Genomic DNA, 26,475 nt, shown 5'->3' with positions numbered 1-26,475 from the left:
CCGGCCGTAGGCGTCTTCCAATGAGGCAACCCTGGCGATATGGTGGACCGTCCCGGCCGCCGCGGCGCCATAGCCGTCTGCCGTCGAATCTGCTGTGGAAACTGCTCGCCCTCATCGTCGTCGCGTTCGTGGTTTCGCGCATCCTGGGCTGGTGGTAGGGGCCGCAGGCTGTCTAGGCGCGCGCCGCCAGCGTCGTCTGATAAACCCGCAAATAGTCGACCACCATGCGATCCACGGAGAACCGGCGTTCGGCCTCCGCCCGCACGGCACGGCGGTTCAGGCCGGCAAGGTGGGACACCGCCTCGACCGCGGCTGCTTGGTCTTCCACCAGGAAACCGCTGGTGCCTTGGGCGACTAATTCCGTCATGCTGCCGCGGGGAAAGGTGATAACCGGGGTGCCGCAGGCCATCGCCTCCACGACGGAAAGGCCGAACGGCTCGTCGAAATGGATGAGGTGCAGCAACCCCAAGGCGCCCCCCAGCAATGTGTCCCGTGCCGCAGGACCAACCGAGCCCACAAACCGGATCGTCTCGTTCAAATACGGGGCGACCTCGCGATCGAAATAGCCCTGGTCCTGCACGATCCCGGCCAAAATCAGCGGCAGGCGCGCAGCCGTCGCAACCCGGATGGCATCGGCGGCGCCCTTGTCCGGATGGATGCGGCCAAAGAACAGCAGATACGCCCCAGGGTCCGGCTGGTAGGTGAACGCCGCCAGGTCGATCCCGTGATGCACGGTCGCTGCGTAGGCGAGGTCAGGGTGACGATCCGAGTCTGAGATACTGACATACGCTGCCCGCCCATTATACGCCCGATAGACCGGCAGGATGCGGTCGCTGGAAAACCCGTGAATGGTGGTCACCATCGGTGTGCCCGTCAGACCAGCATAGGTCAGCGGCAGGAAATCATAGTGGTTATGCATCACATCGAACCCGGCCGCCTGTCCGAAGGCGTTGGCGAGGTGTAGCCCCTCCCATACCTTGGCATCCATGCCCGGCGTTTCCTCATACGGCGTCGGCACCACGGCGCTCAACTGGCCGGATGTCTGCGAATCCGCAGTCGCAAACAGCGTCACCTCTGCGCCGGCCGCCACCAGCCCCTCCGTCAGCAGCGACACGACGCGTTCCCACGGGCCGTAATGACGCGGCGGCACCCGCCAGGCGATCGGGGCCAGCATCCCGATCCGCATTGGCCGCGCCAGGTTGGGATGCCGCGCAAGTGGATGCATCAGGCGGGATCGAGCGTCCGCAGCAGCGTATCGATCCGCATCGTCGTCACGTGGGAGAACATGTCCGACACGCCGTAGGGCAGGATGATGCAGTCGCCATGCCGCATGCCGCCGCAGGAATAGACCACGTTCGGAACATAGCCGCCACGGGTCGCCGCCATCGGGCGTAGCAGCGGCTCGCGGGACCGCGCCAGCACCCGGGACGGGTCCGCCTTGTCCAGCAGCACGGCGCCGATCGCGTAGTTCCGCACCGGCCCCACGCCATGAATGAACAGCAGCCAGCCCTCGTCCAGCTCGATCGGCGAGCCGCAATTGCCGATCTGGATCAACTCCCAGGCGTATTTCGGTTTCAGCAGCACGACGCCGTCGTTCCAGGTGTAAAGGTTGTCGGAGGTGACGAGATAGAGGTTCTCCGCATCCTCCCGGCTGATCATCGCATAGCGGCCATCGATCTTGCGCGGGAACAGCGCCATGCCCTTGTTGCGCGCGGCGGTGCCCTGCAGCGTGGTCGAACGGAAGGTGGTGAAGTCCGTCGTTTCGATCAGCTCGGACCGGATGCCCTGGCCGTTGTACGCCGTATAGGTGGCGCAATAATGCCGCGCGTCCCCATCGGCAAAGACCACGAACCGCGCATCCTCGATCCCCTTGGATTGCGCCGGCGTCATCGGGAAGATCACCCGCTCGCTGAGGTCGAATGTCGGGTCGAAGGCGAACGTCACCGTGTCGAACCCCTCGGCAGACTCGCGGCTGACCTGGTGCGGGAGGGAGGCGAGCCGTGCCGCCGGGTCGAGCGTCACCCGACCATTGGCGGTGACCGTGCCGGAGCGGAAGGTGAGGCTGGAGACATGGCCCTCGCCCACGGCGCGCAGGCTGATGATGAAGCGAAGACCGCCCTCCGGCGCGCCCGACTGGTCCGGATGGGCGACCACGCTGGGATTGAACAGGGCCGCGGATTCGAAGGCATACTCCATCAGGAAATACGCCCCGGCCAGCCGGCGCCGGCTTTCGGTGAGCCCCGGCGGGACCAGTTGTGCGGCACGTCCCTCGAACCGGGCGGTCAGGTCGCGATGGCGGTCGTCGAAGTTGGCAGTGACGTCCGCGAGCTGTCGCTCGACGGTTGCGTCGTCCAGCGCCAAGATGCGGCCCAGGATCTGCGTCACGCGCGTATCCTGGATTTGTACGTTGCTGCGCAACTCGGCGGCAGGGGTAAAGGGCAGCAACACCACGCGCGCCGAGTCGGGGCCCATGAGAAAGCCGTTATCGCTCATCGTTCGGCGCTCCGGTGGATCGAACCAGTGAGGGCAGCATCGGGCACGCTCACTGGTCTATAACGGGCCCGGAGCCAGTTTCACATGCGGCTGGTTGATGCGCTCTGTCTGCCGGATCTCCAACAGGCCCAGAAGATAGGATACCGCCGATTCGCCGCCGCGATTCTCGTTCGCGCGGTCGCGGTGCAGGCCGTCGCGGCAGCTTCCGGTATCTGGATCGACCAGCGGCGCCCCCAGATCGTTATCGCCCAGAAACCAAGCGAACGCCCGGTCGCCATCGGTCTTCCACCGTGGGTCGCCATCGGCCCGCCAGGCGGCGAGACAGGCGGCAATGGTGGCCGTGGCCTCCAGCGGCTGCTGGTCGAACGGCCTGGGGCGCATCAACTGGTCGCCGAACCCCTCCGACCCGACTGGGCGGAACATACCCGCCGGTGAGGTCTGCACCGCCATCAGCCATCGCAGCGACCGCAGCCCGGCATCGATGAAGGATGGCACGCCGAGCGCCGCACCGGTGACCAGCAGGGCCTGAGACAGGCGTGCATTGTCGTAGGACAAGCCTGTTTCGAACCACATCCAGTCCGCGTGCCCGACTGCGGATAGGAGAGCCGCCAGTCGGTCCGCCAGCAGGCGACGTGTCTGCGCGGCGCGGGCATTGCCCGGCGCGACATGGCAATAGGCGTCCAACCCCAACAGCGTGAACGCCCAGGCCCGTGGCGAACTGAACCCTTCGGTGGCGGCGAACGCCTCGGCGAACAACGCAGCGGCCCAGCGCCGCCGGGACCCGCTGCTGTCGCTGCGGGAGCATTCGCCGAGTGCCCACAGCGCACGGCCATGGCTGTCTTCGGAGCCCTGCTCCTCCAACCACACCCGGTTGAACCCCATGAAATTGCGGAACCGCCCGGTGCGTGGGTTCCAGGCGTGCTGAATGAACGAGGCGAACCGCGCCGTCAGCGCATCGGGCAGGCTTTCCTCGCCCGGCGCGTTCAATCCGCAGGCCACCAGCAACGCCCTAGCATTGTCGTCGACACAGTAGCCATGGACGCGATCGGGCACCGAATGCACGGCGTGCTGGAACAGCCCGGTATCATCGCACATCGACACGAGATGCATGGACGCCATGCCGGGGATCGGCCGGCTTTCCCGCGGCGGCGGCGGCTGGTTCAGTTCGGTCACCACCTTCAGGCGCCGGGTGCGGCGCGCCTGCTCGAACGTGGCGAGATAGTTCAGCGCCGTGCTGGCCCAGGTCATCGAGCGGCTGCCGGCATGCGCGCGCTGCCGCATGGCAAGCCGGCGGTCGTCATCCAGCAGCAGCCCCGCGACTTCCCGCCCCATCGCGACGGCGTCGCCAAACGGCACCAGCACGCCACGCCCGTCCGCCAGCAGATCCTGCGCGTGCCAGTAGGGCGTCGAAACGACGGCCTTACCCAGCCCAAAACTGTAGGACAGCGTACCCGACGTCATCTGCGCCTCGCTCAGATACGGCGTCGCATAGACGTCGCACATCGAGATGAAGCGCAGCAGGGTGGACTGGTCGACGAACTGGTCCAGGAACACCACGTGGTTGTCGACACCCGCCGCATGCACGCGGCTGATGAGGCTGTCCCGATACGTCTCGCCCTGGTCGCGCACCAGGTTCGGGTGCGTGGCGCCCAATACGACGTAAACCGCATCCGGTACGCTGGCGAGTATGGCGGGCATCGCGTCGATCATCACCTCGATCCCCTTGTTCGGCGACAGCAGGCCGAATGTCAGGATTACCGGCCGCCCGCTGAAGCCAAGTTCCGCCTTGGCGATGTCGGGCTCCGAAAACGGGAAGTCGGGGATGCCATGGGCGATGACATCGATCTTGCCTGGGGGAACCTGATAGACCGAGCAAAGCAACTCCCGCCCCTTTTCCGACATCACGACGAGGCGTGTGGAAACGGCGGCGATCTGCTCCAATACATCGCGCTGGGCGGGCGTGGGCTTGGCAACCACGGTGTGTAGGGTGGTCACGATGGGCATGACCAGCCGCGATAGCAGCGCCATGATATGGCTGCCGGCCTCGCCGCCGAAAATCCCGAATTCATGCTGCAGCGACACGGCCTGGAAATGGCCGGCATTGAGGAAAGCGGCTGCGCGGATGTAGTCGTCGATATTGGTGTCATCGACTTCGAAGCCGACGGCGGCCGGGTAATCGTAGCTGCGACCATGATCGTTCATGGCGACGACGCAGGTTTCGATATCGGGGCTTGATGCGTCCACCGCCTGCTGTAGGTCCGTGGTGAAGGTGGCGATCCCGCAGCGCCTCGGCAGCGCGTTGCCAATGAACGCAAGCCGCCGAAGTTGAGTCATGCCTGGGCCTCGCTGAAGTGGGGGGATAGAATTTCGGTTAGCAAATTCTCCGCCGGGATGGGGGAGGCGATCCCGACCAATGCCGTCATGCCAGATGCACCCGGCGTGATCACCGCCCGGTCCTGATCGAGGAACACCGCCTCCCCAATTGCGGCCTGAACGTCACCGATCGTGGCCGCCCCTTCAATCACCAGAAGCCAGGTTTCCACCGCTGCATCGATGTCCCAGCGGGAGCCAGCCTCTAGTTCGATCCGTTCGAAGACGAAGTATGGAGACGCCGCCAGAAGTACGCGGGCCGGTGTCAGTCGTCGTGGTGCCGGGGTGGGGTCGCTTGGGCTCAGAATCGCTGCGGCGACGCCGAGATCGACGTGTAGCGTGCGGTCGCGGCCATAATCGAATAGCCGGAACGTCGCGTCGCTGCGTTGCTGCAACTCCGCCACGACGAGGCCCGCCCCCAGGGCGTGGATCGTCCCGGCCGGTATATCAATCGTGTCGTGAGCCTGGACGCCGTGCCAATTCACCAATTGCTGGATGCTGCCGTCGATAATCGAAGCCTGCAGCCCGTCCGGCGTGAGTGCGGTCCGAAGCCCCCGGGCCAATTTGGCGCTGGGTTCGGCGGATAGGACATACCAAACCTCCGACTTGCCCCAAGGAAGACCCATCGTGTGGGCCATGGCATCATCGGGATGCACTTGGATTGACAGCGCCTGCTGGGTGAACAGCAATTTCAGCAGGAGCGATGAGGTTTCAGCGGTCGCACCCGCCCGTCCGAACCAAATTTCACCGATGATCGTGTCCGGCTCGGCGCTGCTCCATGGGAGACGATCTGCGCTGCCCCAGGGCTTAGCCACAGACTGAATGGTGGCCCGCTCTATCGTCATGTTGCGTATATAATGTTTTGTTTCGGAAATTTGAGAGACAGATGATAATAAATGATGGATTACGAGCTGTAAGCTTGGCAATCCAACAATTGACTTTCGATTACGTTAGGTTTTAGCTAGTTCCGCATCAACACAGAATTATTGCCGAATTAGTCAATAATACAGCTTGGTCGTCGGGTTTTTCTTTCGGAACGATGGCTCGGCGGGGTATTCGAGCGATGCGGGCGAAGCACATATGCTGCCGCTCTGCCGCTAACGCAGCGGGGCAGCCCAACCGAAGCGCGCTATCTGAGCGACCTCACATAGCGCGCATGTTACCCAAGAGCCGGATGATGAGCGTCATACGCCATCAAGCCGACTAGGTCATACCTAAGTCCGATGTGCGACATCTGCGCCGCACGTTGCCGCATCAGTCGTCGGCGGCCTTGGACGGCGCGCTGGCCGGTGATTGCGACGAAGGCGCCGGATCTAGCGACCCAGCCGGCGCCTGCCCGGCGGGCGTCGGCTCCGGTTTGGGCGCGGGAGCCCCCGGCGCCCCCTGCAGAACCACACCACCGCCCTGATACGCGCGGTCGGACCCCGGCGACGTTGGGCCGTTATCGATCGGCTTTTCCGGGGAAGCAGCGGCGGCCGGGGCCGGCTGGGCGGATGCAGCACCGCACGATATCGCGATGGCGGTCACAACGAGTGCTATTCTCAACATAATGTTTCTTTTTCACCAAAGTAGCTCTACGCAGGGCGTCTGCGAAAAGTTCATTTGCTGAGCCCGACCCCATCGCCCCCAGGTAATCCCCGCTTTGTTCTACGTGCTTCAGCATCTGCGCCGCCGGCCCTCATTCATCGCCGGCATTGGTGTCGCCGTCGTTTGCTCCGCCGTGTGTTTAACCCGGTTCGACCCGATTACGTCATGCCTTGTCGGTTGGGACCTGGGGATCCTGGCCTATACCGCCGTCTTCACCTTGAGTGTCTGGCGGTCCACCACCGAGGGCATTCGCCGCGTGGCGGCAAAGTTGGATGAGGGGCGCTGGGGCGTCTTGTGGATCACGGTATTTGCCGCCATCGCCTCACTGGGTGCCATCGTTGCCGAACTGGCCAACGCGCACGGTTCGCCTCACGCGGGCTGGCTCGGCCTGCTCTCCGGTGTCACCGTTGTGTTGAGTTGGTTCTTCATCCAGACGATTTTCGCAACCCACTACGCCCATGAATACTGGGGTCACGGTGGGGCGCTGAATTTCCCGGGCAATGACGAGCCGGGCTATTCCGAGTTCCTGTATTTCTCCTTCTGCATGGGCGTCGCCTTCCAGGTTAGCGACGTCTCGACGCAATCCGCGGCAATGCGGCGCCTCGTCCTCGCTCACTCATTGGTCGGCTATCTCTTTAACACCGCCATCATCGCGCTTGGCGTGAACATCGCGGCCTCGCTGGCCGGCTGAGGTTAACCCGGAGGCTCGATGTCCAAAACGACCCCCTCGTTTGGCTGAAGATACCAGCCACCCTCCAACGCCGTACCGACCCGCCCGCTATGCGTACTGGCCGCGACCTTGCCGCCGCCCCACCCCGCGGCCGGCAACACACCGAGGTTGAGAACGACACGGCTCTTCCGATCGCCCAGCGTGCGCTCGTAACGCAACACCGGGCCATCGGCACGCACGTTGGTGATGGCGCCCGTTGCCAGCGTGGGATTTGCCCGGCGCAGGCTAGTGAGCCGGCGATAGAGTTGCAGCATCGACCCGGCATCCTCCCGTTGCTGGCTCAACGGGGTATCGGCGCCGAATGGTAGCCACGGTGTGCCGGTGGTGAAGTCATGGCCCGGGGCGTCCGTCCAGGGAAACGGCGTGCGCTCTGGGTCGCGGCCCAGGGCCTTGCCAGGTTCGCGCAACTCCGCCGGGTCGCGCACCGCGGCAGGCGGGATCGGCGTGTCGATCATGCCCAATTCCTCCCCCATGTAGACCGTGGGCGTTCCCCGTAGCGTCAACAGCAGCATCGCTGCGACACGCGCCTGCGCCGGTCCAATCCGGCTGGCGATGCGCGGCCGGTCATGGTTGCCCAAAACCCAATTGGGCCAGGCGCCAGGCGGCAACTCGGCCTCATAGCGCGTGATGATGTCTGCGATCGCCGATGCCGACCAATCCTGCAGCAGCAGAAGCTGGAAGTTGAACGGAAGCTGCGCGCCCTTCCCATCCAGCCCGTAATACGTGACGAGCCGGTCGATCGGCAGGTAAAGTTCACCGATCAATACGCGGGCCGGGAACTCGTCGGTGACGGCCCGCATGCCGGCCACCACGTCGTGCACCTCCGGCCGGTCTGCGGTGTAGACCGGCAGCAACCGGTCATGCGACGACATGCCAGGATGCCACGCCGGGTTCGGTGGATCGTCGCGGAACTGATCGTCTTTGATCATCATCCACATGACGTCGACGCGGAACCCATCCACGCCGCGCCGCAGCCAGAACCGCATGGCGTCGTGCATGGCTGCAACGACTGCGGGGTTGCGCCAGTTCAGGTCGGGCTGGGTCGGCAGAAATGCGTGGTAGTAGTATTGGCCGCGCCGATCGTCCCACCCCCAGGCCGGCCCGGCGAAATTCGACAGCCAATTGGTGGGTGGACCGCCACCCGGCGCTGCATCGCGCCAGATATACCAGTCCTCACGCCCATTACGGCGGTTTCGGCTGTCGATGAACCACTCATGCTGGTCGGAGGTATGGTTCGGGACGAAATCCAGGATCACCCGCAACCCCAGCGCATGCGCCCGGGCGACCAGGGTGTCGAAATCGGCCAACGTGCCGAATAACGGGTCGATCGCGCAGTAATCGGACACATCATAGCCGAAATCGGTCATCGGGGATGGGTAGACCGGCGAAATCCACACCGCGTCCACGCCGAGCCAGACCAGATGCTCCAGCCCCGCGATGATGCCCGGCAGGTCGCCCGTTCCGTCGCCGTCGCTGTCACGGAACGACCTCGGATAAACCTGGTAGACGATCCCAGTCTGCCACCACTCCATGCCGCGTTCCCCAGAACCTGCGCGACAGAACGCGCCACAGCGCGCAATGTTCACCGTCCGAACAGGAGTTCTCCGTTGATCTCAGACCTCTGGTACAAGAACGCCATCATCTACTCCCTCTCCGTCGAGACGTTCATGGACTCGAACGGGGACGGGGTCGGTGACTTTGTCGGTCTGCTTCGCCGGTTGGACTACCTTCAGGCCTGGGCGTGACGGCCATCTGGCTCATGCCGTTCCAACCCTCGCCGCAGCGCGACGATGGCTACGACATCAGCGATTATTACGGCGTCGATCCACGATACGGCACGCTGGGGGATTTTGTGGAATTCACCCATGGCTGCAAGCAGCGGGGGATCCGCGTCCTGATCGACCTGGTGGTCAACCACACGTCCGACCAGCATCCGTGGTTTCAGGATGCCAGACTCGGCCCGAACTCGCAGTATCGCGACTGGTACGTCTGGTCCGCGAAGAAGCCGGCCCATGCGACGGACGGCGTGGTGTTCCCCGGCGTGCAGAAGACAACCTGGACACGGGATCCAGTCGCCAAACAGTATTATTTCCACCGTTTCTACGAGTTTCAGCCCGACCTCAACACCAGCAACCCGCTGGTGCAGGCCGAAATCCTTAAGATCATGGGGTTCTGGCTGCAACTCGGTGTGTCCGGCTTTCGCATGGACGCCGTTCCGTTCGTCATCGCCAAGAAGGGCGCGGGTATTTCCGAGCCCGCCCAGCAATACGACATGCTGCGCACCTTTCGTGAATTTCTGCAGTGGCGACAGGGCGATGCCGTGGTTCTGGCCGAGGCGAACGTGCTGCCGGATACCGACATGAACTACTTCGGCGCAAGTGGTGAGCGTCTTCAGCTCATGTTCAACTTCCAGGTCAACCAATACCTCTTCTACGCACTTGCCACCACAGATTCCGGGCCGCTGGCAGCGGCGCTGAAGGCAACGGAAAGCCGCCCGGCGACCGCGCAATGGGCGGTTTTCCTACGCAACCATGACGAGCTCGATCTCGGCCGGCTATCCGAGGCACAGCGCGCCAGCGTCTTTGCTGCCTTTGGCCCCGCGGCGGACATGCAACTCTACGGACGCGGCATCCGGCGCAGGCTGGCGCCAATGCTGCAGGGGGACCGGCGTCGGCTCGAATTGGCCTACAGCCTCATGCTGACGCTACCCGGCACGCCGGTGATCCGGTACGGCGACGAGATCGGCATGGGCGAAAACCTGGATCTGCCAGAGCGCGATTGCGCGCGCACCCCGATGCAGTGGTCGGGCGAACGCCACGCCGGGTTTACGTCCGGCGAGGACCCGCCGCTGCCGGTCATTGACCATGGTCCCTACGGCTACGCCCATCTAAACGTCGCCTCCCAACGCCACGACCCGGCGTCGCTGCTGAACTGGACCGAGCGATTGCTGCGCATGCGCAAGGAGGTGCCAGAGATCGGCTGGGGGGAGTTCGAGGTACTGGATTGCGGCCGTCCCGACATATTCGCGCTGCGCTACGTCTGGCGCAACAATGCCGTGGTCGTCGTCCACAACCTTGGCGCGGCGCCCCAGGAGGTCCACGTGCGACCCGGCGTCCACGGTCTGCATGACGGACTGCTGGTCAATCTATTGAGCGCGGATAACAGCACACCGGATGCAAATGGAACCCATTGCATTCTGATGGAGCCCTACGGCTACCGCTGGTTTCGCGTCGGCGGCCTGGATTACTTGCTCCGTCGCACCGAGGCTTGATTGCGCAACTGTCAGGTCATCGGCGCGACGGAGCATCGATAGGTAGATCCTACGAGGTTTTTCACCCGTTGCAGAGCTTGCAGACCCCGCGGCCTACCGTCCCCAGCGCATTGTGCGCAAGCCCTTCGTTCAAGCCCGGAAAGGAGCAGCAGTGCCGAGGATAAGGCAAAAGTCGCCTGGCCTCCGTGATCGTTGGCATAAATCCCGCTCGCCTCTCCCGTCGTTGGGAAAGGCAAGCGGGATCCAACCTACGCGGCGGTAGGGTTGCCGCGACGCTTCCGAACCATGCCGACCGCAACCAGCCCTGCACCCAGAAGCACAGCGGAAACCGGCTCAGGCACGGACGTAGGCGGCGGCGGCGTGATCACGGCACCGTCGCGAACCTCGAAAAGATATTGGCCAGTCACGCCGTCGTTGGTGTTGGACGCAAGTGCATCCGGTCCGCCATCGAGGAAAGCGCCGTTCACCAACGATCCGTCGAGTTGGTCGTAGGTGCCCGGCGGGTCACCCGCCTGCCCGGCATTGTAGCCGGCTGCGGCAGACACCCCGCCCAAACCGTCCGAGCCACCGCTTGCGTCGCCCGTCTCCCACTGGATCGAGTTGTAGTTGAAATAAATATCGAAATCGCCGGCACCGACGTCGGCTCGATCGGCCAGAATGACCTGGAACGTGTTGAGCTTATCCGTATGCCCACCGAAATATCCAACGGCGGGCCAAGTCGCCCCGAACGCGGTAAAGCCGTTATAGGTGTCAGTACCATAGCTGGTAAGGCCACTACCGCTGCCGCGGGTGTCAACGTCGGCGAAGAACGGGGCGATGATCGGCTGACCCGAATAACTCGCGCCAAGCCCAGAAGGGGTGTAAGTGCCCTGCCCAGTGTTGAAGGTGATATAACCGTTGTTGCTCACATACGCTTGCGTATAGGTTGTCCCGAAAAAGTTGGCGGCAAAACCAAGCGAGATAGCGCCGGTTGCACCATCGTCATTTGCTGGAAATGTGTTCGCTTGGAATGCGGGATCGAGGTCTACTGGCCCGGCTATCGCCGGCCCCGCAAGAGCGACGGCTGTAATACATATGGCCCACGCGCGCATTAAAATCTCCGTAACTGCACTAATCCAACTCGGAGTAGGCAACATACGTGCCAGCAAAAGTTTTCAAGTACTTATATCGGTTCCGGCTCCGAACCGTAAGGAATTCCGACTGTTTCGGGGCGTGGTCGAACGAGCTAGTCATCCCAGACATCCGGTAACGTGTCATGCCCGTCCTAGCCGCCTTGGCTCTGAATTTTCACCATCGACCAAGTGTAGGAACGAGATCGTTCCAGCGAACCTTCCGACTTTACAAACAGATTATGCTCTGGATCAAACCATAGGTTGGTCCAATACATTATTGTCGACCCTGAGTAGATATAGTTCACGTGGATCTTTACAGCCCGGACCGTATCATCCCCGATTTTGAGGGTTTCCTCACCATCGAGCGTCCAGATCTGAACGGTTTGTTCCCCCGTGCGTCCCCTAAGGATAAATTGTGCCATGGAAGCATGGTGTCGCATGAAGCCGTCCATGGCGCTGCGAAAGGTTGCGGCTTCGTCCGCCGTAGTGCGGGTGTATTTCGCAGGCCAGCGGCCGAAGATACGCCCGATTGTCTCTCCGGGTTGGCCGTTCTTGTAGGGCTTCAGCAGGCACATGTCGGGATCATCCGACGCGCTTCCAAGCCATTCCGTTCTGTGTCGCTTTCCATCCTCAGTTTGGATGACGCTGATTGTCCCAGTGACGGGGCATGTGAAGGAAATCGGGTTCGCAGATGGCTGAGACGCGGCATGGCCGGCACGAGAGCCAAGCAGGCCGATAAAAATCACCGTCGCCAGTAGCAAGCTTTTCAAGACGTCTCCTCCACACGCACCTACCCTTGACCCGCCTCGCCTCATGCTACGATCATGCCTAGAACTGAAAGTCCCAATATGAAGCTTGTCGTGGCAATCGGCGCGTTCGTGCTTACCACCGCCTGTTACGCCTTCGCTGCGTCACCGGCGATAGTCCTCAAAGGAGAGGGCGTCCAAATCTACAGCTGCACGACCGCCGGCGGCGGTTACGCCTGGCGTCTCAAAGCGCCGGACGCCAACTTGACCGATGCCGCCGGCAACGTAGTCGGCCATCATTTCGCTGGGCCGAGCTGGCAGGCCACAGATGGGAGTACGGTTGTCGGCGATCCAGTGGTGACCAGTGCGTCGCCGCAGCCGAAGGCCATTCCTTGGCTGGTGCTGGCTGCGAAGAGCCATTCTGGACCGGGTTTGTTCAGCAGCGTTGCCTATGTGGTACGGAGCGCTACGGTAGGGGGAGTTGCCCCAGCAGCCGGCTGCGACCAGTTGCACGTCGACACGGAAACGCGCGTGGATTACAGCGCGACCTACACGTTCTTCCCCAAGGCGGATTAGACGCCGATCAGCGATATAAGGCGGCAAGCGCGCCCTGGACGGTGCAGCGCGATCCGTCACTGCAGTAGGCCGCAAACGCCGTCAGCACCCCTTCGATCGAGGTTTCGGTGCCTATTCCTGTCTGCTGGAGATGAGACCACCTGCCTTCCTCTTCAGCCCTCCAGCGCGGAATAGCCGGGATCGAAGTATCGGATTGCGCGGGTGAGGGCCCAGCAACTCGCAAAGTAACCTCCCCCTAACACGACGTGAAGTTGATACGGCGCATAAACCGCGTTGTTGGTGACAGTGACCGCGCGAAAAAAGTCCATGACGCCTATGGCGTAGACGAGCGATGTCGTCTTGAACAAAGCAACGAAGGTAGCAATCAGTGCAGGTGCCATAGTTCGCAATGCTTGCGGCAGAACCACAAGGCGGAATGCGGTAACTGGACGCAATCCAAGGGCTTTGGCAGCCTCCCGCTGTCCAGCAGGAACAGAGGACAGACCCGCACGCACGACTTCGGCAAGATAGGCGGCTGCGATAACGGCCAGCGATCCTAGGGCCGCGCTCCAGGCGCTGATGTCGGAGCCGGTGATGATGGGTAAGGTGAAATACACCCAGAAGATTATCATCAGCTCCGGCGTGGCGCGCACCGCCTCAATCAGGAGCGCAGACATCCGCCGTGGCCACGGCGGTCCATACGCGCGGACCAGGGCAAGAGGTATCGCGGCAAAGCTGCCGAATGTCATGGAGACGATGGCCAACAGCCAGCTTCGGCCCAACGCGGCCAGGAGGAACTGCCAGGACGGCGTGACGGGTGACCAGTCCAGCGCGGCGAGCCACCAGACGATAGCAACGAGCGCTACGGCGACGAACGCGCGCCAAATCCAGACCTGCGCTTTCAAGGCATGATCCGCCGGCGTTGTAGCCAACCCATGCCCGCAATGACCACGCCCGCCACAATCATGTAGAGCAGCGTCGCTGCCGTCGCTGCTTCGAAGCCACGAAAGGTATCGACGTTGATTTGCTGAGTTTGGAAGGTCAGATCGGCGACGCCTATCAGGGCCACCACCGAGGTATTTTTCACGACCGACACATACTGGGTCGTCATCGGCGACAGAACGACGCGGGCGAGTTGGGGAAGCACAATGTGACGCAGTACCGCGATGCGTCGCAATCCGAGCGCGAGCCCAGCATCGAACTGTCCACGCTCGATGGAACGCAGGCCGGCCGCGGTCACGTCGGCGATGTAGGCACTCTGATGCAAGATCAAGGCGGTTAGCGCCGCCGAAACCTCCGGCCAGCCAAGCACGAAATAGAAGAAGAACATCTTCACGACCAACGGCAGGTTGCGGAGCAACCGATGGCGTCCGTCAATGTGGTGGAATTTGCGGTGTAGTTGAGGTGGTCACCTATCATGCGGCTACGGTGGTGATCTCGTTGGGCGCTGCGTCGATGGTCGGCGATGTGAGTTCGGCCATGGCCTCGGTCTGCATGTAGCGATGCTGGAGCTGCCACTCGTCGTTGGCCTCCAGCAGCACAGCGCCAATCAGCCTTACGATGGCGCCCTCGTTTGGGAAGATGCCGACAACGTCGGCCCGGCGTTTGACCTCTTTCTTCTCTATCCCGGTCTCTTGCGTCAACTACTACATCGCGCCTCCTCGTCCCTTTGAGGTTGCAGCGGGCCAGCTCGGCCTGCTGATGATGGTGTCCCCCGGGGGCAGCCTTCTCTACGAGCTCGTCCGCGGACGTCGGCTCAGGATGGGGTATGGGCAGGAGCCGAGGGGTGCTTCCTTATTTGTGGCGTCTGGTTCCCACAAAGAGCGATGCGGCCGCCAAAGAAGTAGAACGCACTCTCCTCAACACCGTCCCCGGAGGGACCTCTTCGGCCGCGTCGAACGTGCGGCCGATCTGGTATGGACGGCTAGACTGCGGCTTTCAGCCGATAGTCCTCTCCCGTCGTCCACATTTTGTGCAGCACCACGGCCAGCTTGCGCGCCAGGGCGACTTTGGCCTTGCCCAGGCCGCGGCGCTTGGCCAGGCGTACGGCCCAGGACTTCAGGGCGCACCAGCCACGGCTGTGATGGATGAGCACGTTGGCTGCCTGATAAAGCGCACGCCGCACCCCGGCGTCGCCAGCACGGCTGATCCCGCCGGACCAATCCATCTCGCCGGACTGAAACCGTCGCGGGGTCAGGCCGAAGTGAGCACCGACGGTTCGAGAGTCGCTGAACCGTGCCGGGTCGTCCACGCCGGCGGCATAGGTCAGGGCAACGAGCGGGCCCACGCCAGGCACTGTCATCAGCCGTTTGCAGGCTTTGCTCGCCTTGGCTCGCGCGGCAATCTCCTTGTCCAGGCTGGCAACCCGAGTGTCGATGTGCTCGACGACGTCGGCGAGCGGTCGCAGCAGCGGCGCCAGTGCTTCGTCGTCCAGCGACTGCCTCAGCAAAACCTGGAACGCCGGGCTGGCTAGCTTTGGCGGCTTCAGCCCTTCCACCTGCAAGATGGACCAGATGATGTTGCGTGCGTCGAGCGACTGCCGGCGGAGCTGTTCGCGCACCGTCAGCAGGGCACGGTCGCGCTGAGCGGCTACTGACTTCACCGACACGGCTCGAAACTTGTTGACCCGCATCAGGTCGGCGATTCCGCGCGCATCGTTCTTGTCGGTCTTGTTTCGAAAGCCAGTCTTGAGCGCCGCGGCAGCATGGGTGGCATCGATCACGATAACCGGCAGCTTGGCCTCGCCGAGCCCTCGGGCGATCCAGGCGGAGTTGATGCCGGCTTCAAGCCCAACGCGCTCCACATCCTTTCCGGATGCCCTGATTGTTGCGGTGATCGTCTCTGGCGTGCTCTCGACTGAGCGCTCGAGGATCACCTGGCCCGCTGCGTCCATGATGCACACAGCGGTGCGTGCGACCGAAACATCCAAACCGACGTAGAACATGTCTGCCTCCTGGTCCGTTGGCACCAATGCCGGCATACAGCGTCAGCCAGTGGTGGCGAGAAATCCACCGCAGGCTTGCTGGCCGGGATATCCCATCTTGTTGAGCCGTTCGATCGGGTTGGTGCTGTGGATCTTGACCCGATGCTGGGCGGGGAAGTTGCTGCAGGCCAGCACGTCGGCCTCGCTGTCGTCGATGAACGCGCCGAGCTTCGGCCATTTGTCGCGGAGTTGGTCGGCGACGTGGCGCATCGTCTGGGTGGCATTCGGGTGGTCCAGTTGGGTGAACGCCTGGCGCAAGGCAGCCGACACCATGTTCTGCTGGCCTTTCGGCACGTAGGCCTGAGCGTTGCGCATCCAATGAACGCGGCATCTTTGCCACGTTGAGCCAAGCACCCGGCGAATCGCCGCTTTTAGGCCTTCGTGTGCATCGGAGATCACCAGCTTGGTGCCACGCAAGCCGCGTTTGACCAGGCTCTTCAGGAACGTGGACCAGAAGATCTCCGCCTCCGAAGGCCCGATGTGCAGGCCCACGATCTCCCGTTTGCCCTCAGTGTTTACCGCCACGGCGATTATCACCGCCACAGTTCTGATCTAGCCTCCTTCACGCTGCTTGAGGTAGGTGGCATCCAGCCACAGGTATGGCCAGTCGCCGACAAGAGGACGTTCGAGGAAGGCGTTCACCCGGTCGTCGATGTCCTTGCACAGCTTGCTCACCGTGCTCTTGCTGATCCCCGCTAGTCCCATCGCCTGCACCAGGTCATCGACGCGCCGGGTCGACACGCCACCGATCCAGGCCTCCTGGATGACCGCCACCAGGGCCTTCTCCGACGTCTTGCGCGGCTCCAGGAAGGGCGGAAAGTAGCTACCCTGCCGCAGCTTGGGGATCCGCAGCTGTAGGCTGCCCAGCCGCGTATCTAAGGTCCGGTCGCGATAGCCGTTGCGATAGGTCGCCCGCTCGGCCGTACGTTCGTGCCGTCCGGCGCCGATCAGACCTTCCACGTCAGTCTCCATCAGCAACTGCACCACAGCCTCCGCGACACTGCGCAGAAAGTCGCCATCTCCGGCTTTCGCCAGAAGCTCAGCCAGCGGTAGTCTGTCCTCGGTCATCGGGTCCTCGTCGGTTCAGGTTGAAGCTCGCAACTCCACCTTAGCCAGCCGATCCGATGACCACCGCCGCCTACACCGTTTCAGTCAACGAAATTCCACCACCAGCACGGACGCTATCACCTGAAGCGAGACTTCGGTTTGGCCTATTTGTTCATCTCGCACAATTTGGGCGTGGTGCGCTATATGGCCGACCGGGTGCTGGTAATGTATCTCGGCCGCATCGTGGAAAGCGCTGGGCAGGCGAGCCTGTGGCAGGGTCCGCGCCATCCATACACACGCGCCCTGCTCGCCTCGGCCCCGGTGCCACGCCTGCCAGCGCGCCGCCGCTTCGGGGGGAGTTGGCGCGACCCGGCACCGGCTGCCGCTTCCGCACCCGGTGTCCGCAGGCCGAGCCACGCTGCGCCGCGGAGGACCCGGCATTGCGAATTGTGGCCGAGGGACATAGCGCGGCTTGCCATTTCGCGTAGTGGGGGAGTCTCCTACTCGATCAGGAGCACTGGCTCCGGAAGGGTTGACCATTCCTCTTCCATCGCTTTCTCTCCCGTCGTCCACATGAGTCCGCTGGACGCAGCCCATTGAACCCGGTTGGCGTGCCGCCTTCCCTGAGTGGCAGCCCGCGGATGAGCGTGGGAAGGATGCGCAGACCCTTCCCGTGCTTGGCGACGGCGAAGAGGCACAGCTTCAAGATCTAGCGGTAGAGTCCAAAGAAAGCTTTGCGGCAGCCTCGCCTCCAACGGCACAAGCCACATACCGCTGGGGTTCACCAAGCCTACTACGTGTAGAACGTCGCCTCGCTGATGCCGCCTACGGCACAGATCGGCTGCCGTCGCACCAGCTTGGTGCTCTTTCAGCACGCCCACGATTTGCTCGTCTCCTGTTGACGAACCCTAATTTCAGAACGGGGGCATTTCAGGGGGCAAGGTCGCCTGCAACCGGACAGTCGCGGACTGGAAGGTTCACCGATGTGAAGCTCCCGCGCGAGATCCTAATGCAGTCCAACCTGAGATTTCACTTTTGCAGAGGGCCATCCCCGCCAGCAATTTGGTATTGGTGCCAAAAAGCAGGGATGCTCGACGCACGCGACCAGTAGCCGACTACAATACGTGCCGTCAGGAGCTTAGCGCCACGCGGCTTTATCCGGGAAAGCGTTTGCAATCTTTACAAGGACCTTCCGCCAATCCCTCGATTACATTACCTCTCATCTGGCTTTCCCTGAGATGACATGCGGACCGGGCGAACCGGCCTTCCTCTCAGCTCTCGAAGACCGCGATGCCACCACTCCGGCCGTCGATCAGCCGGGGCGGCCTTTGCGACCGGCTGCTATGTGAAGTCCCCAGGATAGGACCACTTTACAGAGTGGCTCGCAGGGCGACCCTTGCATCCTGATCAGCGGCGCCTGCTTTAAGGGGCCGCTATGTGGAGTCCCCACTTCCAGTGCGGAAGCGCTATGTGGAGTCCCCATTTCCGCATTCGCAGTGCCCTAGACCGTCGGCAGACTTACATGCGCTAGGGCATTGTTACCGCGCGCAGGTCCCGGGATCGAGTAGCCACGCTGTTGGTTAGATGTTGTGGCTCATCGAGCCCCTCGGGAATGGCTGTCTAGAAGAGGTGGCCCAGGGCATCGCAAAAGCCATGCTTTCAGCGGATTAGACAGCATAGCGGCTGAACACGGCCGCTGGTGGGGACTCCACATAGCGCCTGAATGCCCTAAGCCGCTCAGCCCGTGGCCAATAAACTGCTTTCGCCACTCAGGTGGGGACTCCACATACATGGCTGGGTGATGCGGCTAGCGGCTGCGGATCGCTACATCGCGATCAACCCGTTGTCGGCCGCTTCAACGTGGGGTGCGACGTTGCAACAACGGTCAGAATCCCACAGGTGGGGACTCTACATAGCTGCATAGGTGTAGCAGTGAGCGTTTAGCTAGTCTGTGCCAGTGCCCAAGAAGAATTTTGGGACGCTGATCTGGCGCGGTTGTACAGGTGGTTTAGATGGCTTTAGAACCACCCCGTCAGGTAGTAATTCCAGCTTGGCGTCAGGATAAACAGCGGTAGCCATGGCAAGGGTGTGAGTAAAGTTCTGCTTGAATGACGACAATTTCGAGTAAGCTGTGCCGAACTGGCCTTTGAGCGCAGTCCAAGACACAAGTTTAGGTGATTTCAGCACATGCAGCCTATATGCAAGCCAAAGATAAGCATCTAAGGCGGGTGCATTACTCGCGAGAGACCGAATGGCGGATTCTTCCAAAGGGACTGGATGCTTCTTCAGCTGTTCGTAGAAGCCTTCGCTGAGCTTCGCGGTCTCAAGTGTTAAGCGTCCCTGACCGCCCTTGTCGTCACCATCTATGAAGAGTGCTCGATCCACAATGTTTTGGTTAACAAGGCCAGATCCTTCGGAACCGGTCGTTAGATGAAATGTGAGCCGGCAGCGCGAAATGCGCTCGGCCTGATCCCGCACGCTCTGACCGGTTTTTCCGCCGTAACTGACATTTAGACGTTCCAGCCAATTACGCATCGACCGGCCAAGTTCCACCTCGCGGGACTTTGTCCGCAGAGCTTCTGTTTGCAAATAAAGGAGGATTAATCGTGCATGTGATCCAAATGGAACGCCAATAGGCTCTAATTCAGATGTTTGGTTGATGCGCCTCAATCCTGGCTCAACAACGAGCAGAACGCGCTCGCTCGTAATCGACCATCGAGCGTCGTCAGCAATTTTCTTATGCGGAAGCGCACATTGCGCCCAGCCTGAATAAGCAAAGCCAAGGCCACTGTCCTCGTCAGCCATGTAGGAGGCTGCTGCCTCCACAACGGACCTGTTAGCCCCGTTGGCAAGCGTTGCCTGCTTGCCCTGGGTTAGTAACAGCTCATGGATTTCGCCCATAATCCGTCGTCTCTCTGTGATCTTAGACGATGGTTGCCACAGGTTCGTGGGCTTTGTCGCTGGGGACTTCACATAGCAGGCTAATTGAAGAGTCTATTGAGACTCCTATTAGTGATGTCTATGCGGTGTCCCCGGGACAAGATCTTTAACCCCTTGATCTTTCAGGGGGTCAATATGTGAAGTCCCCACTTGTCTATGTGAAGTCCCCGGAGGCTCTGTTCATGATCAACTGGAACCAGAGAGCCCGACTCGTCTTGGCGCTATGTAGAGTCCCCAGTTTTCCCAAGGGGCCACCCCAAATATCGAGCGGGATGCGACATCCAGATTTGCCCACATTGCGGAGGACAGTTCCATGACGCGGTCGAAGATCTCCACGCAACGCCTCACCATGCAACATACCCCGCCTTCGCGCTCAGATGCGGAAGTTCTTCTGCCGAAACCGCCCTCCCGTCCCTTTTCGAAATCTCAGCGCCGAAGCCTGTGACTGAGCAGTTGCGTCCTACCAAGGTATAGGACCTGGTGGGCCGGCGACAGATCTTTGCACCGGATCGCCCTCCTGGTCGAAAGTTGGCCTCCGCCGTTCGCCGTCCTGCATCCTCCACGGCCAGGCCGGAGTCGGGAAACAACCATTGCCAGTATGATAGCGGCCAAAAGCAACCTGCGTTTCGAGAAGATCTCTGCGGTCACCTCAGGCACCGCCGACTTGCGCAAGATCCACGCTGACGCGAAGGATGACCTGCAGGCGACAGGACGCACTACCCTGATCCTTGACGATGCGGTTCACCATGGGAATCGCGGAGTCCAGGAGCTCCTGTCGAGAACGGGACCATCGTTTTCATCGGTGCCACCACCGCCAACGTGTCGTTCGATTTGGTCTCAGACCTCCTCAGCCGCTGCGAAACATATCGGCTGGAGCCGTTTGGCGCGGATGATTGGCTGGCACTGCTGGCCCATGCCTAAAGCCACAAGGGGCAATCCCTAGAACTCAGCGATGACGCCCGCGCCCTCGTCCCTTGCTTGTGCGGTGTCGACGGCCGCTGTCTCATAGGCATCGCCGAAGCGCTGTTTGAGCTGGCGCCGGGCACGCCGATCACCGTGGAGGACGTAAGCGCGGTTGCCCAAGCACGGTCAGCGTCCCATGACCGCACCGATGATTTCCATTATTGGCTGCTTTCGGCTTTGCAAAAAAGCATTCTGGCCAGCGACGAAACGGCGACCAGTTACGACATCGCCCGGCTCGTCAAAGACGGCGAACCAGCCAGAAACGCTTTCCGTCGGCTGCCCGTCATGGCGACCGAGGAAATCGGTTGGGCAGACGCCAATGCCATCATCCATGCACAGGCCCGTGGAGACGCCTATGAGCGGGCCGGAGGATCTCGAAGGCCCCTTGCCCTACTCCACTGTGCGCTCTACCTGGCGCCGGGTTCCAAGAGCAATGTGACCTACATGGCCTTCTGGAGAGCCAAGGAACTTGCGGAACAGACGATTGGCCTGCCGCCGTCGAAGCACCTGATCAACGCACCGACCAGCCACATGAAAATCGAAGGACCTCCAGACGGGCACCTTTACGGCCACTCCCGGCGCCTTCTCAGGCCAGGAGTGTATGCCGGCTGGGCTGGGTCGCGAGAGCCGCCCTGCCCTGTATGTCGCCACGGACCGCGGCAATCAGGCTGTCCAATCAAACCGCCAACGGATTGGGACGGCACGCCGCCAACGTTCTAGATAAATCGCTTGCGCTCAAGCTGCCAAACACACCTGTGACAAAGCATGGTAACGCGAGGTAACGCAATTTGAAGCCGATCGGTACTTTATCCCGATCTCCATTGTCACTCAGCGTCGAGTCTGGCGATTTCATCTAAAACCTGCTTGAGATTAAATTCCAGTCTCTTCTGCTTTCGTAACAATAGCGCTCTCTTCGCCTTCGTCTCTCCCTCGTTTACAGGAGCACTTCCCGACTTAAGCTCCTTACGAAAGCTAACGATCTCGGACCTGGTTACGTTGATCCGTATCAGTCCCTTCTGCTTCGCGATTTCAAGCTGAGCGTCCGAGAGCATTGCGATTTGATATGCCGTAGCATAGCTCGAGGGGCAGCTTTCGAATGGAAGGCGACCGGAATCGACCGCTCTTGCACATGCACGAAGCTGAGACCCGACGGAATCTGAGAAAGGAAAAACTTGATCCATATTCGCCCGAAGCATCTCCGATTCTTCCCGTGAAAACTTGGTATCCAAAGCCAGTAGCGAGCGGCCAATAGCTAAATAGGCGTCTCTAGTATCCTTCCACTTGGAGTTGATCTCGGCCCGAACATTGACCAGCATCCGAACTTTGTCGCGATCTTTTACGAAGCCGCTGCCCGCAAATATGGTTTCAATTGTGTCGACGAGTTCAGCGTCAACGACGACCTGATTAGCCAACTCGGCAGATCTCTCGTCCAGTCGGAGCGGCGTGATCGTTTTCAATGCCTCAGGCGGCGGCAAATCAGCGACAGGTTCAAGATCACGCAACTTAGCCCGAGATACCGTCATGCCGGCACCAGGCCAACAGAGCGGGAAACGAATTGCCATAGGTCAATCACGGGATCCCTTCCCCGGCTCTTTTGGGTGTCGAGCAATGTCATTCCCGCAGCTGAAAAGGTATGGAAGTCCTCAAGATTGGGCAGCTCGACGGGACAAACCTCGCCGATTGCTAGAAATCTACTGCGAATTTTTTTGAACGACAGCACTCGAGAATTAGCCTTATTCAAGACAACAATTGGCTTTACCCCTCTGCTCTGCAACGCTAAAATCCACGGCTCGACGCTATCAAGATCGTCGGTGGTGCAACCGCAAGGCACCAGCACAAGATCAGCGCTTTCCGACATTTGACCCATTTCAGAAACTGCACTTTCCACATTCGGCGGTGTATCGACGATCCCAAGGCTAGCGCCTGAAGCTTGTACGAAGCCGCTGCGCCAGTCCTTGAACGTCGCTTCATAAACCTTCGTCTCGATCTGATCAGGGAATCGAACCCGTCGCTGAGCCTCCCTTGCCGACGCCCATTTCGAAAAAGACCTTTGAGGGTCAAAATCGACACCGACGGCGTCCAGCCCCGCGGTCTGGGCACAGACCAGTAGGTGTCGTGATATAGCCGACTTACCTGTTCCGCCTTTTGGACTGGAAACTAAAATTACACGGCCCATTTCGGCACCCCTAACGATGGCAGATCAGTCTCCGACATTACCGCTTCTTGTCGAGTATATAAGTGAGCAACGGAACACACAGATACCATTTCGCCAGGCAAACGCCGGCGACTGCGTCACTTAGGACACACTATTTCGCGCGTTAGTCGACCCTCTTCTAATGTTGCCACGCCATGTGCAAGACACGGCTTAACGCTCATTTTGTTCAGATATTAAGACAGCGCTGCAGTCATCCCCGCGTTTCGGTCAAACAAGACACTTTGACACCGTCAAACCGTAGGCGGCGAGGTGGGCGTGACCGCTTAATCGCAAGGGAGGGGCTCCACCAATAATCAAAATGCTTTCGAAGCACTAGCGGCCTCCTGCACGGAATCGAAGCAGGGTGATCGCGAAGCAGACGATCGGCGACGAACGGGTGCTAAGAGCACGCCCATGAGAGTGACGAAGGATTTAAGGATTGCATAGCGGCTGCAACTGTGGATGCAGTGCAGGATAGCCACGTGGGCCGAGTGCTAGACGGCGGCTCTAAGAGGGGCGGAGCAAGCCTCGTGCATCTTAAGCGACACGACTTGCCACTTCGCTTCAAGACCGGCGCCATATCGGTCAGGGGTCGGTGGACATGATGATCTCGCGCCTTGATAGGGCCAACCCCGGTGACGGACACACTTTCTGCGTTTGACACTGTCAAACGGCTAGAGCGTTCACTCTAATATATTTCGAGATGCACCTGTGCTTGCTATCTTTGCAGCAGTGATCCCACCGCCAGTGCCGTATCCTATTCAACGCAGCATAGGGCCAGGTGACTTTCCAGAGGTTCTGTTAGCAAGTCACAACCAATGCGGCCCCAGTCGAACACCTACCGTCTCTGTCCGGTCCAGCTGGCGAGCCTTCCAGATCTGCTCGATCTCGCCATCCGACCTCGCGCCCGACATGTGTATGCCGCGAGTCTCCCATTGATGCCGGCGGGAAGCTATCACCATCGCGGCTGCTCGGATCGGACAGTGACCGTCTGCAAGACTTCGCGCTTTGGCACAAAGGTTTCCACGGCCGATCACGGACCGCCCCCGACACGCCATACCGCGCGATAAATCGCCGCATTGTCGTATAGGCAAATGGATGACCTCTTTCGCTCAAGGTCGGAAGCAATTCGGCAATGGTGGCGCACGGTCGTTCAGCAATCGGCACAAGGATCAAACCGACCTGGACCTCGATAAGACCAAGCGGCGATTGCTGCCCAATGCGCTGGGTCGCACGGACCTGGCGCTGCGGACGCGAGATCTAGAACGCGAGATACCGGCGGAACCGACGTCGAAGTGTTTTGTAGCCTCACGGACACTCATGCCGGCATCCAATACTGCCGAGGCTTTGGTTCGCAGCCCTGTTGATACCGCCTTCGAGATCCAACCGTCCCAATAAGATGGCTCCGGGAGTTCGAGCAGGGAGGATGAGGTCACATGGAGCTACGCCCAGACGGACCGAGGGCATTTACTGATTCGCGGCAATTGGATGGGGGAGGGGAGGGGCCTTACAAAAGCAGCGAAACGCCTCGGCCAACGTTCAGGCCTGCCCCGTCCAATCGTCAGTCGAGGGGCTTCGGCCTCGTTGAGCGCCCGCACCCCGCCCTTCGCGAGGCGAACGCGCCAGACGCAGTCACCATCCTCCGAAAGATCCCCCTCCCAGATTGATGCGCCCTAGGCAGGTTCATCGCTGTAAGACCCTCAAAGCTGGTCAGGCCGTTGCCGTCTTCTGCCTCAACCGCGAACGTCCCGTCACGCCACTCGTGCACGTCGTTGAGACGGGCGCAGCCTGCGACGTCAAAAGCTACGCCCGTGAGCGCCAACCAACGTGCCACCTTGTCGCGATCCCAGCCCGGCACCCCATTCGACGTGGCCATCTGGCTCGGTGAGTAGAAGGTCACATCGAATGATTGTTGGCCTTCAGTTGCATCGGGTGACAGACACGCTGGTTCCCTGGCACCTCGGAGCATGATTCCTGAACCTTGCGGCTGGAACTTTACGTGGATCTGGTTCGGGCTAGTCAAATTCGCCCGATGGAAGCCCCAATATGGACTGATCAGGCCACTGCTCTGGCGAGCGACCATGACGAACCGCCCGTCCTCACTGAGTGCATCGGCCTCCGGGATGTTGCCCGTAGCCACGTGCTGTGCCCGCTCCAGGTGCCCACAATGGATGCTCCGCCAACCGACGACGAGAAACTAGGCTGATGCGGCTGGCTGTAGGGCTGCCCCGCCGCCCGGGTTCCAACCAGAGCCTCCGCGACGACATGCTGAAGAAGGCAGGGAAGGGCATCGGAGGACATGCGCGAGGATCCAATGGGCTGGCAGGGCCGCTACCCTGCGGGCCAGCGTAGGCGCCGCACCGTTCATTGAAATGAAATCATCCGATCAGGGATGGAATATTATGTCCATAAATCGCATTTGTCGGTTACTGCTCCACCGCGGTCTAACTTCCTAAAAACATGGTGGACTTCTGTGCCCGAAGGAGGCGACCGCAGTTGCCGAAGGCCGGCCGCAACCCCAGCCACCGGGCGGCTACAAGCGGCTGACTCACCAAAATAGCCATTTTCAACACTTAAGTAAAGCAAACAGGCAGTTGCCACAATCCGCCTGGCAGTGGCATGCTCCGGACGGGCGTTTGGGAACAGGAATAATGGGTGTCAGACGTCGTAAAGGGCAGGGCAGTAGGGTGAAAAGTGGGTTTTACAGACACTTGCCACAGGCCTGATGACTGTCTTCGCGGCGCGGCGTCTGCTGGTCGAGGTAAACTCTGTCGGGGCGGTCTGGCTTCAGCCCACGGTTAGTCTGACAAGTCTGCCAGGAGTGGCTCCAAGTCGCGGGCCATATGCACACACCGGGCAATCCGAGGAGGCCGCGACGCTGCTTCATAGACCAGAATGTAAGGATATCGTGTCAGCGACCAGAACCGATACCGTGTTGGCGCCAACTCCAGCCTTTCTCGTCCGGCCAGTGGGCGGGCACCGATCAGACGCGCCGCCTCGCCCACGGCAAGGCGGAGACCGCGTGCCGCGCTTTCGCTGTCCTGGGCAAGATATCGCACCGCCTCCACCAGCTCGGCGCGGGCGCGTGGTGCGAGGATGGCAGCACCGCTCACGACCGGATCTTGGTGGCAACCTCCGCGATCGCGTCGTCCATGTCGCGCTCGACCTCCTCTATCGTAAGGAAGCCGGCTCGCTCTCCGTCCGCCAGTGCGTCATCCAGCGATGTGACGAATGCCGTACGGGCCGCCTCCTGGCGCTTGAGCAAGCTGAGACCGGCGGCGACCACCTCTGCCAGGTCGCGATAATGCCCGGCGGCGATCGCGTCTTCGGCAAAGCGCTCGAGCTCGGGGGGAAGGGTCATGCCGTCCATCACTCTATGATAGGGCAGGCCGGCCCCGCCGAAAAGGATCATCGCCATGGATGACGCATCGTCCTCCGGCGAGATCCTGCCTCCGGACGTCCCCGCCGCAGCGCCATCAGCCGC

Annotated in this window: 21 protein-coding genes and 4 pseudogenes; 8 read left to right on the top strand and 17 right to left on the bottom strand. The window is 61.2% G+C overall.

The features are described from left to right. Positions 1-172: 172 nt before the first annotated feature. Genes GSQ76_RS28525 through GSQ76_RS28510 form a run of 4 tightly spaced genes read right to left on the bottom strand, consistent with a single transcriptional unit; the run spans position 173 to position 5,678 of the window. Entirely contained in the window at positions 173-1,225 is a 1,053-nt protein-coding gene (locus tag GSQ76_RS28525; protein ID WP_216851344.1) for a glycosyltransferase family 4 protein, read from the bottom strand. Then, complete coding sequence (locus GSQ76_RS28520) at positions 1,225-2,493, bottom strand: glycoside hydrolase family 130 protein (protein ID WP_158747466.1); 1,269 nt, start codon at positions 2,491-2,493, stop codon at positions 1,225-1,227. The genes GSQ76_RS28525 and GSQ76_RS28520 overlap by 1 nt, the downstream gene beginning before the upstream one ends. A 57-nt stretch (positions 2,494-2,550) precedes the next feature. Further along, positions 2,551-4,827 carry a glycosyltransferase family 4 protein gene (locus GSQ76_RS28515; RefSeq protein WP_158747465.1) on the bottom strand — a complete coding sequence of 759 codons (2,277 nt, stop codon included), beginning with the start codon at positions 4,825-4,827 and terminating at the stop codon, positions 2,551-2,553. After that, positions 4,824-5,678 (bottom strand): class I mannose-6-phosphate isomerase, encoded by an 855-nt coding sequence (locus GSQ76_RS28510; RefSeq protein WP_254070695.1) that lies wholly within the window; start codon positions 5,676-5,678, stop codon positions 4,824-4,826. The genes GSQ76_RS28515 and GSQ76_RS28510 overlap by 4 nt, the downstream gene beginning before the upstream one ends. A gap of 836 nt (positions 5,679-6,514) precedes the next feature. Here GSQ76_RS28510 and GSQ76_RS28505 point away from each other — a divergent pair. After that, positions 6,515-7,141, top strand: coding sequence for a DUF1345 domain-containing protein (locus GSQ76_RS28505; protein WP_254070704.1), 627 nt, complete (start codon positions 6,515-6,517; stop codon positions 7,139-7,141). 2 nt (positions 7,142-7,143) lie between these two features. Here GSQ76_RS28505 and GSQ76_RS28500 read toward each other — a convergent pair whose 3' ends face one another. After that, entirely contained in the window at positions 7,144-8,712 is a 1,569-nt protein-coding gene (locus tag GSQ76_RS28500) for an alpha-amylase family glycosyl hydrolase (RefSeq protein ID WP_158747462.1), read from the bottom strand. A 75-nt stretch (positions 8,713-8,787) separates the two neighbouring features. Between GSQ76_RS28500 and GSQ76_RS32230 the strand changes: the two genes are divergently transcribed. After that, complete coding sequence (locus GSQ76_RS32230) at positions 8,788-8,925, top strand: hypothetical protein (protein WP_254070694.1); 138 nt, start codon at positions 8,788-8,790, stop codon at positions 8,923-8,925. Next, on the top strand, positions 8,922-10,451 hold the full coding sequence (locus GSQ76_RS28495) for an alpha-amylase family protein (RefSeq protein ID WP_254070693.1): 1,530 nt from the start codon (positions 8,922-8,924) through the stop codon (positions 10,449-10,451). Before GSQ76_RS32230 ends, GSQ76_RS28495 begins: the two co-directional genes overlap by 4 nt. 248 nt (positions 10,452-10,699) lie before the next feature. On the opposite strand, the gene GSQ76_RS28490 is transcribed toward GSQ76_RS28495, so the two are convergent. Next, entirely contained in the window at positions 10,700-11,542 is an 843-nt protein-coding gene (locus tag GSQ76_RS28490) for a nidogen-like domain-containing protein (RefSeq protein ID WP_158747461.1), read from the bottom strand. Positions 11,543-11,715: 173 nt separating this feature from the next. After that, positions 11,716-12,333, bottom strand: coding sequence for a hypothetical protein (locus tag GSQ76_RS28485; protein WP_158747460.1), 618 nt, complete (start codon positions 12,331-12,333; stop codon positions 11,716-11,718). 78 nt (positions 12,334-12,411) lie between these two features. Here GSQ76_RS28485 and GSQ76_RS28480 point away from each other — a divergent pair, with 78 nt between their 5' ends. After that, positions 12,412-12,885 (top strand): DUF3455 domain-containing protein, encoded by a 474-nt coding sequence (locus GSQ76_RS28480; RefSeq protein WP_158747459.1) that lies wholly within the window; start codon positions 12,412-12,414, stop codon positions 12,883-12,885. A gap of 152 nt (positions 12,886-13,037) precedes the next feature. Here GSQ76_RS28480 and GSQ76_RS28475 read toward each other — a convergent pair whose 3' ends face one another. From GSQ76_RS28475 to GSQ76_RS28455, 5 genes and pseudogenes are all read right to left on the bottom strand, one after another. Continuing rightward, positions 13,038-13,769 carry an amino acid ABC transporter permease gene (locus GSQ76_RS28475; RefSeq protein WP_158747458.1) on the bottom strand — a complete coding sequence of 244 codons (732 nt, stop codon included), beginning with the start codon at positions 13,767-13,769 and terminating at the stop codon, positions 13,038-13,040. Continuing rightward, the gene (locus GSQ76_RS28470) at positions 13,766-14,224 is read right to left on the bottom strand and encodes an amino acid ABC transporter permease (protein ID WP_158747457.1); all 459 of its coding nucleotides are present in this window, start codon (positions 14,222-14,224) and stop codon (positions 13,766-13,768) included. Before GSQ76_RS28470 ends, GSQ76_RS28475 begins: the two co-directional genes overlap by 4 nt. A gap of 55 nt (positions 14,225-14,279) precedes the next feature. Continuing rightward, positions 14,280-14,480: pseudogene (locus GSQ76_RS28465) on the bottom strand (transposase); the annotation flags it as partial. 308 nt (positions 14,481-14,788) lie between these two features. Next, the gene (locus tag GSQ76_RS28460; RefSeq protein ID WP_158747456.1) at positions 14,789-15,808 is read right to left on the bottom strand and encodes an IS110 family transposase; all 1,020 of its coding nucleotides are present in this window, start codon (positions 15,806-15,808) and stop codon (positions 14,789-14,791) included. Positions 15,809-15,904: 96 nt separating this feature from the next. After that, positions 15,905-16,915, bottom strand: a pseudogene (locus tag GSQ76_RS28455) (IS256 family transposase); the annotation flags it as partial. A 183-nt stretch (positions 16,916-17,098) separates the two neighbouring features. Between GSQ76_RS28455 and GSQ76_RS32970 the strand changes: the two are divergent. Further along, positions 17,099-17,191, top strand: a pseudogene (locus GSQ76_RS32970) (hypothetical protein); the annotation flags it as partial. Beyond that, on the top strand, positions 17,164-17,382 hold the full coding sequence (locus GSQ76_RS32965; RefSeq protein WP_408837424.1) for an oligopeptide/dipeptide ABC transporter ATP-binding protein: 219 nt from the start codon (positions 17,164-17,166) through the stop codon (positions 17,380-17,382). The pseudogene GSQ76_RS32970 and the gene GSQ76_RS32965, both read left to right, overlap by 28 nt. A gap of 1,456 nt (positions 17,383-18,838) precedes the next feature. Here the strand turns inward: GSQ76_RS32965 and GSQ76_RS28440 are convergent. Continuing rightward, complete coding sequence (locus tag GSQ76_RS28440; protein ID WP_174247418.1) at positions 18,839-19,795, bottom strand: replication protein RepA; 957 nt, start codon at positions 19,793-19,795, stop codon at positions 18,839-18,841. Between the two features lie 984 nt (positions 19,796-20,779). Here GSQ76_RS28440 and GSQ76_RS32405 point away from each other — a divergent pair. Both GSQ76_RS32405 and GSQ76_RS28435 read left to right on the top strand, forming a co-directional pair. Then, positions 20,780-20,977, top strand: a pseudogene (locus GSQ76_RS32405) (hypothetical protein); the annotation flags it as partial. Next, the gene (locus tag GSQ76_RS28435) at positions 20,975-21,517 is read left to right on the top strand and encodes a hypothetical protein (protein WP_256367034.1); all 543 of its coding nucleotides are present in this window, start codon (positions 20,975-20,977) and stop codon (positions 21,515-21,517) included. The pseudogene GSQ76_RS32405 and the gene GSQ76_RS28435, both read left to right, overlap by 3 nt. Positions 21,518-21,621: 104 nt before the next feature. Here the strand turns inward: GSQ76_RS28435 and GSQ76_RS28430 are convergent, their stop codons facing one another. The 4 genes from GSQ76_RS28430 to GSQ76_RS28415 form a co-directional block, all read right to left on the bottom strand. Further along, on the bottom strand, positions 21,622-22,359 hold the full coding sequence (locus GSQ76_RS28430; protein ID WP_158747454.1) for a hypothetical protein: 738 nt from the start codon (positions 22,357-22,359) through the stop codon (positions 21,622-21,624). Then, complete coding sequence (locus GSQ76_RS28425; protein WP_158747453.1) at positions 22,317-22,973, bottom strand: ParA family protein; 657 nt, start codon at positions 22,971-22,973, stop codon at positions 22,317-22,319. Before GSQ76_RS28425 ends, GSQ76_RS28430 begins: the two co-directional genes overlap by 43 nt. A 2,816-nt stretch (positions 22,974-25,789) precedes the next feature. Then, positions 25,790-26,104 (bottom strand): type II toxin-antitoxin system RelE/ParE family toxin, encoded by a 315-nt coding sequence (locus GSQ76_RS28420; protein WP_158747452.1) that lies wholly within the window; start codon positions 26,102-26,104, stop codon positions 25,790-25,792. Beyond that, positions 26,101-26,475, bottom strand: a 375-nt coding sequence (locus GSQ76_RS28415; protein ID WP_216851343.1) for a type II toxin-antitoxin system ParD family antitoxin, incomplete at its 5' end; no start/stop codon positions are given. The genes GSQ76_RS28415 and GSQ76_RS28420, both read right to left, overlap by 4 nt.

This window comes from Acidisphaera sp. L21, from assembly GCF_009765685.1.
GTDB lineage: Bacteria > Pseudomonadota > Alphaproteobacteria > Acetobacterales > Acetobacteraceae > LMUY01.
Note: the sequence above shows the minus strand (reverse complement) of the source record. Positions and strands in the feature narration are given on the sequence as shown.

Bases quoted from the DNA above. Each gene is read 5' to 3' on its own strand.
- GSQ76_RS28430 (WP_158747454.1), bottom strand. From the start codon at position 22,359: ATGGCAATTCGTTTCCCGCTCTGTTGGCCTGGTGCCGGCATGACGGTA.
- GSQ76_RS28515 (WP_158747465.1), bottom strand. From the start codon at position 4,827: ATGACTCAACTTCGGCGGCTTGCGTTCATTGGCAACGCGCTGCCGAGG.
- GSQ76_RS28480 (WP_158747459.1), top strand. From the start codon at position 12,412: ATGAAGCTTGTCGTGGCAATCGGCGCGTTCGTGCTTACCACCGCCTGT.
- GSQ76_RS28520 (WP_158747466.1), bottom strand. From the start codon at position 2,493: ATGAGCGATAACGGCTTTCTCATGGGCCCCGACTCGGCGCGCGTGGTG.
- GSQ76_RS28440 (WP_174247418.1), bottom strand. From the start codon at position 19,795: ATGGGCGAAATCCATGAGCTGTTACTAACCCAGGGCAAGCAGGCAACG.
- GSQ76_RS28500 (WP_158747462.1), bottom strand. From the start codon at position 8,712: ATGGAGTGGTGGCAGACTGGGATCGTCTACCAGGTTTATCCGAGGTCG.
- GSQ76_RS28490 (WP_158747461.1), bottom strand. From the start codon at position 11,542: ATGCGCGCGTGGGCCATATGTATTACAGCCGTCGCTCTTGCGGGGCCG.
- GSQ76_RS28525 (WP_216851344.1), bottom strand. From the start codon at position 1,225: ATGCATCCACTTGCGCGGCATCCCAACCTGGCGCGGCCAATGCGGATC.
- GSQ76_RS28460 (WP_158747456.1), bottom strand. From the start codon at position 15,808: ATGTTCTACGTCGGTTTGGATGTTTCGGTCGCACGCACCGCTGTGTGC.
- GSQ76_RS28425 (WP_158747453.1), bottom strand. From the start codon at position 22,973: ATGGGCCGTGTAATTTTAGTTTCCAGTCCAAAAGGCGGAACAGGTAAG.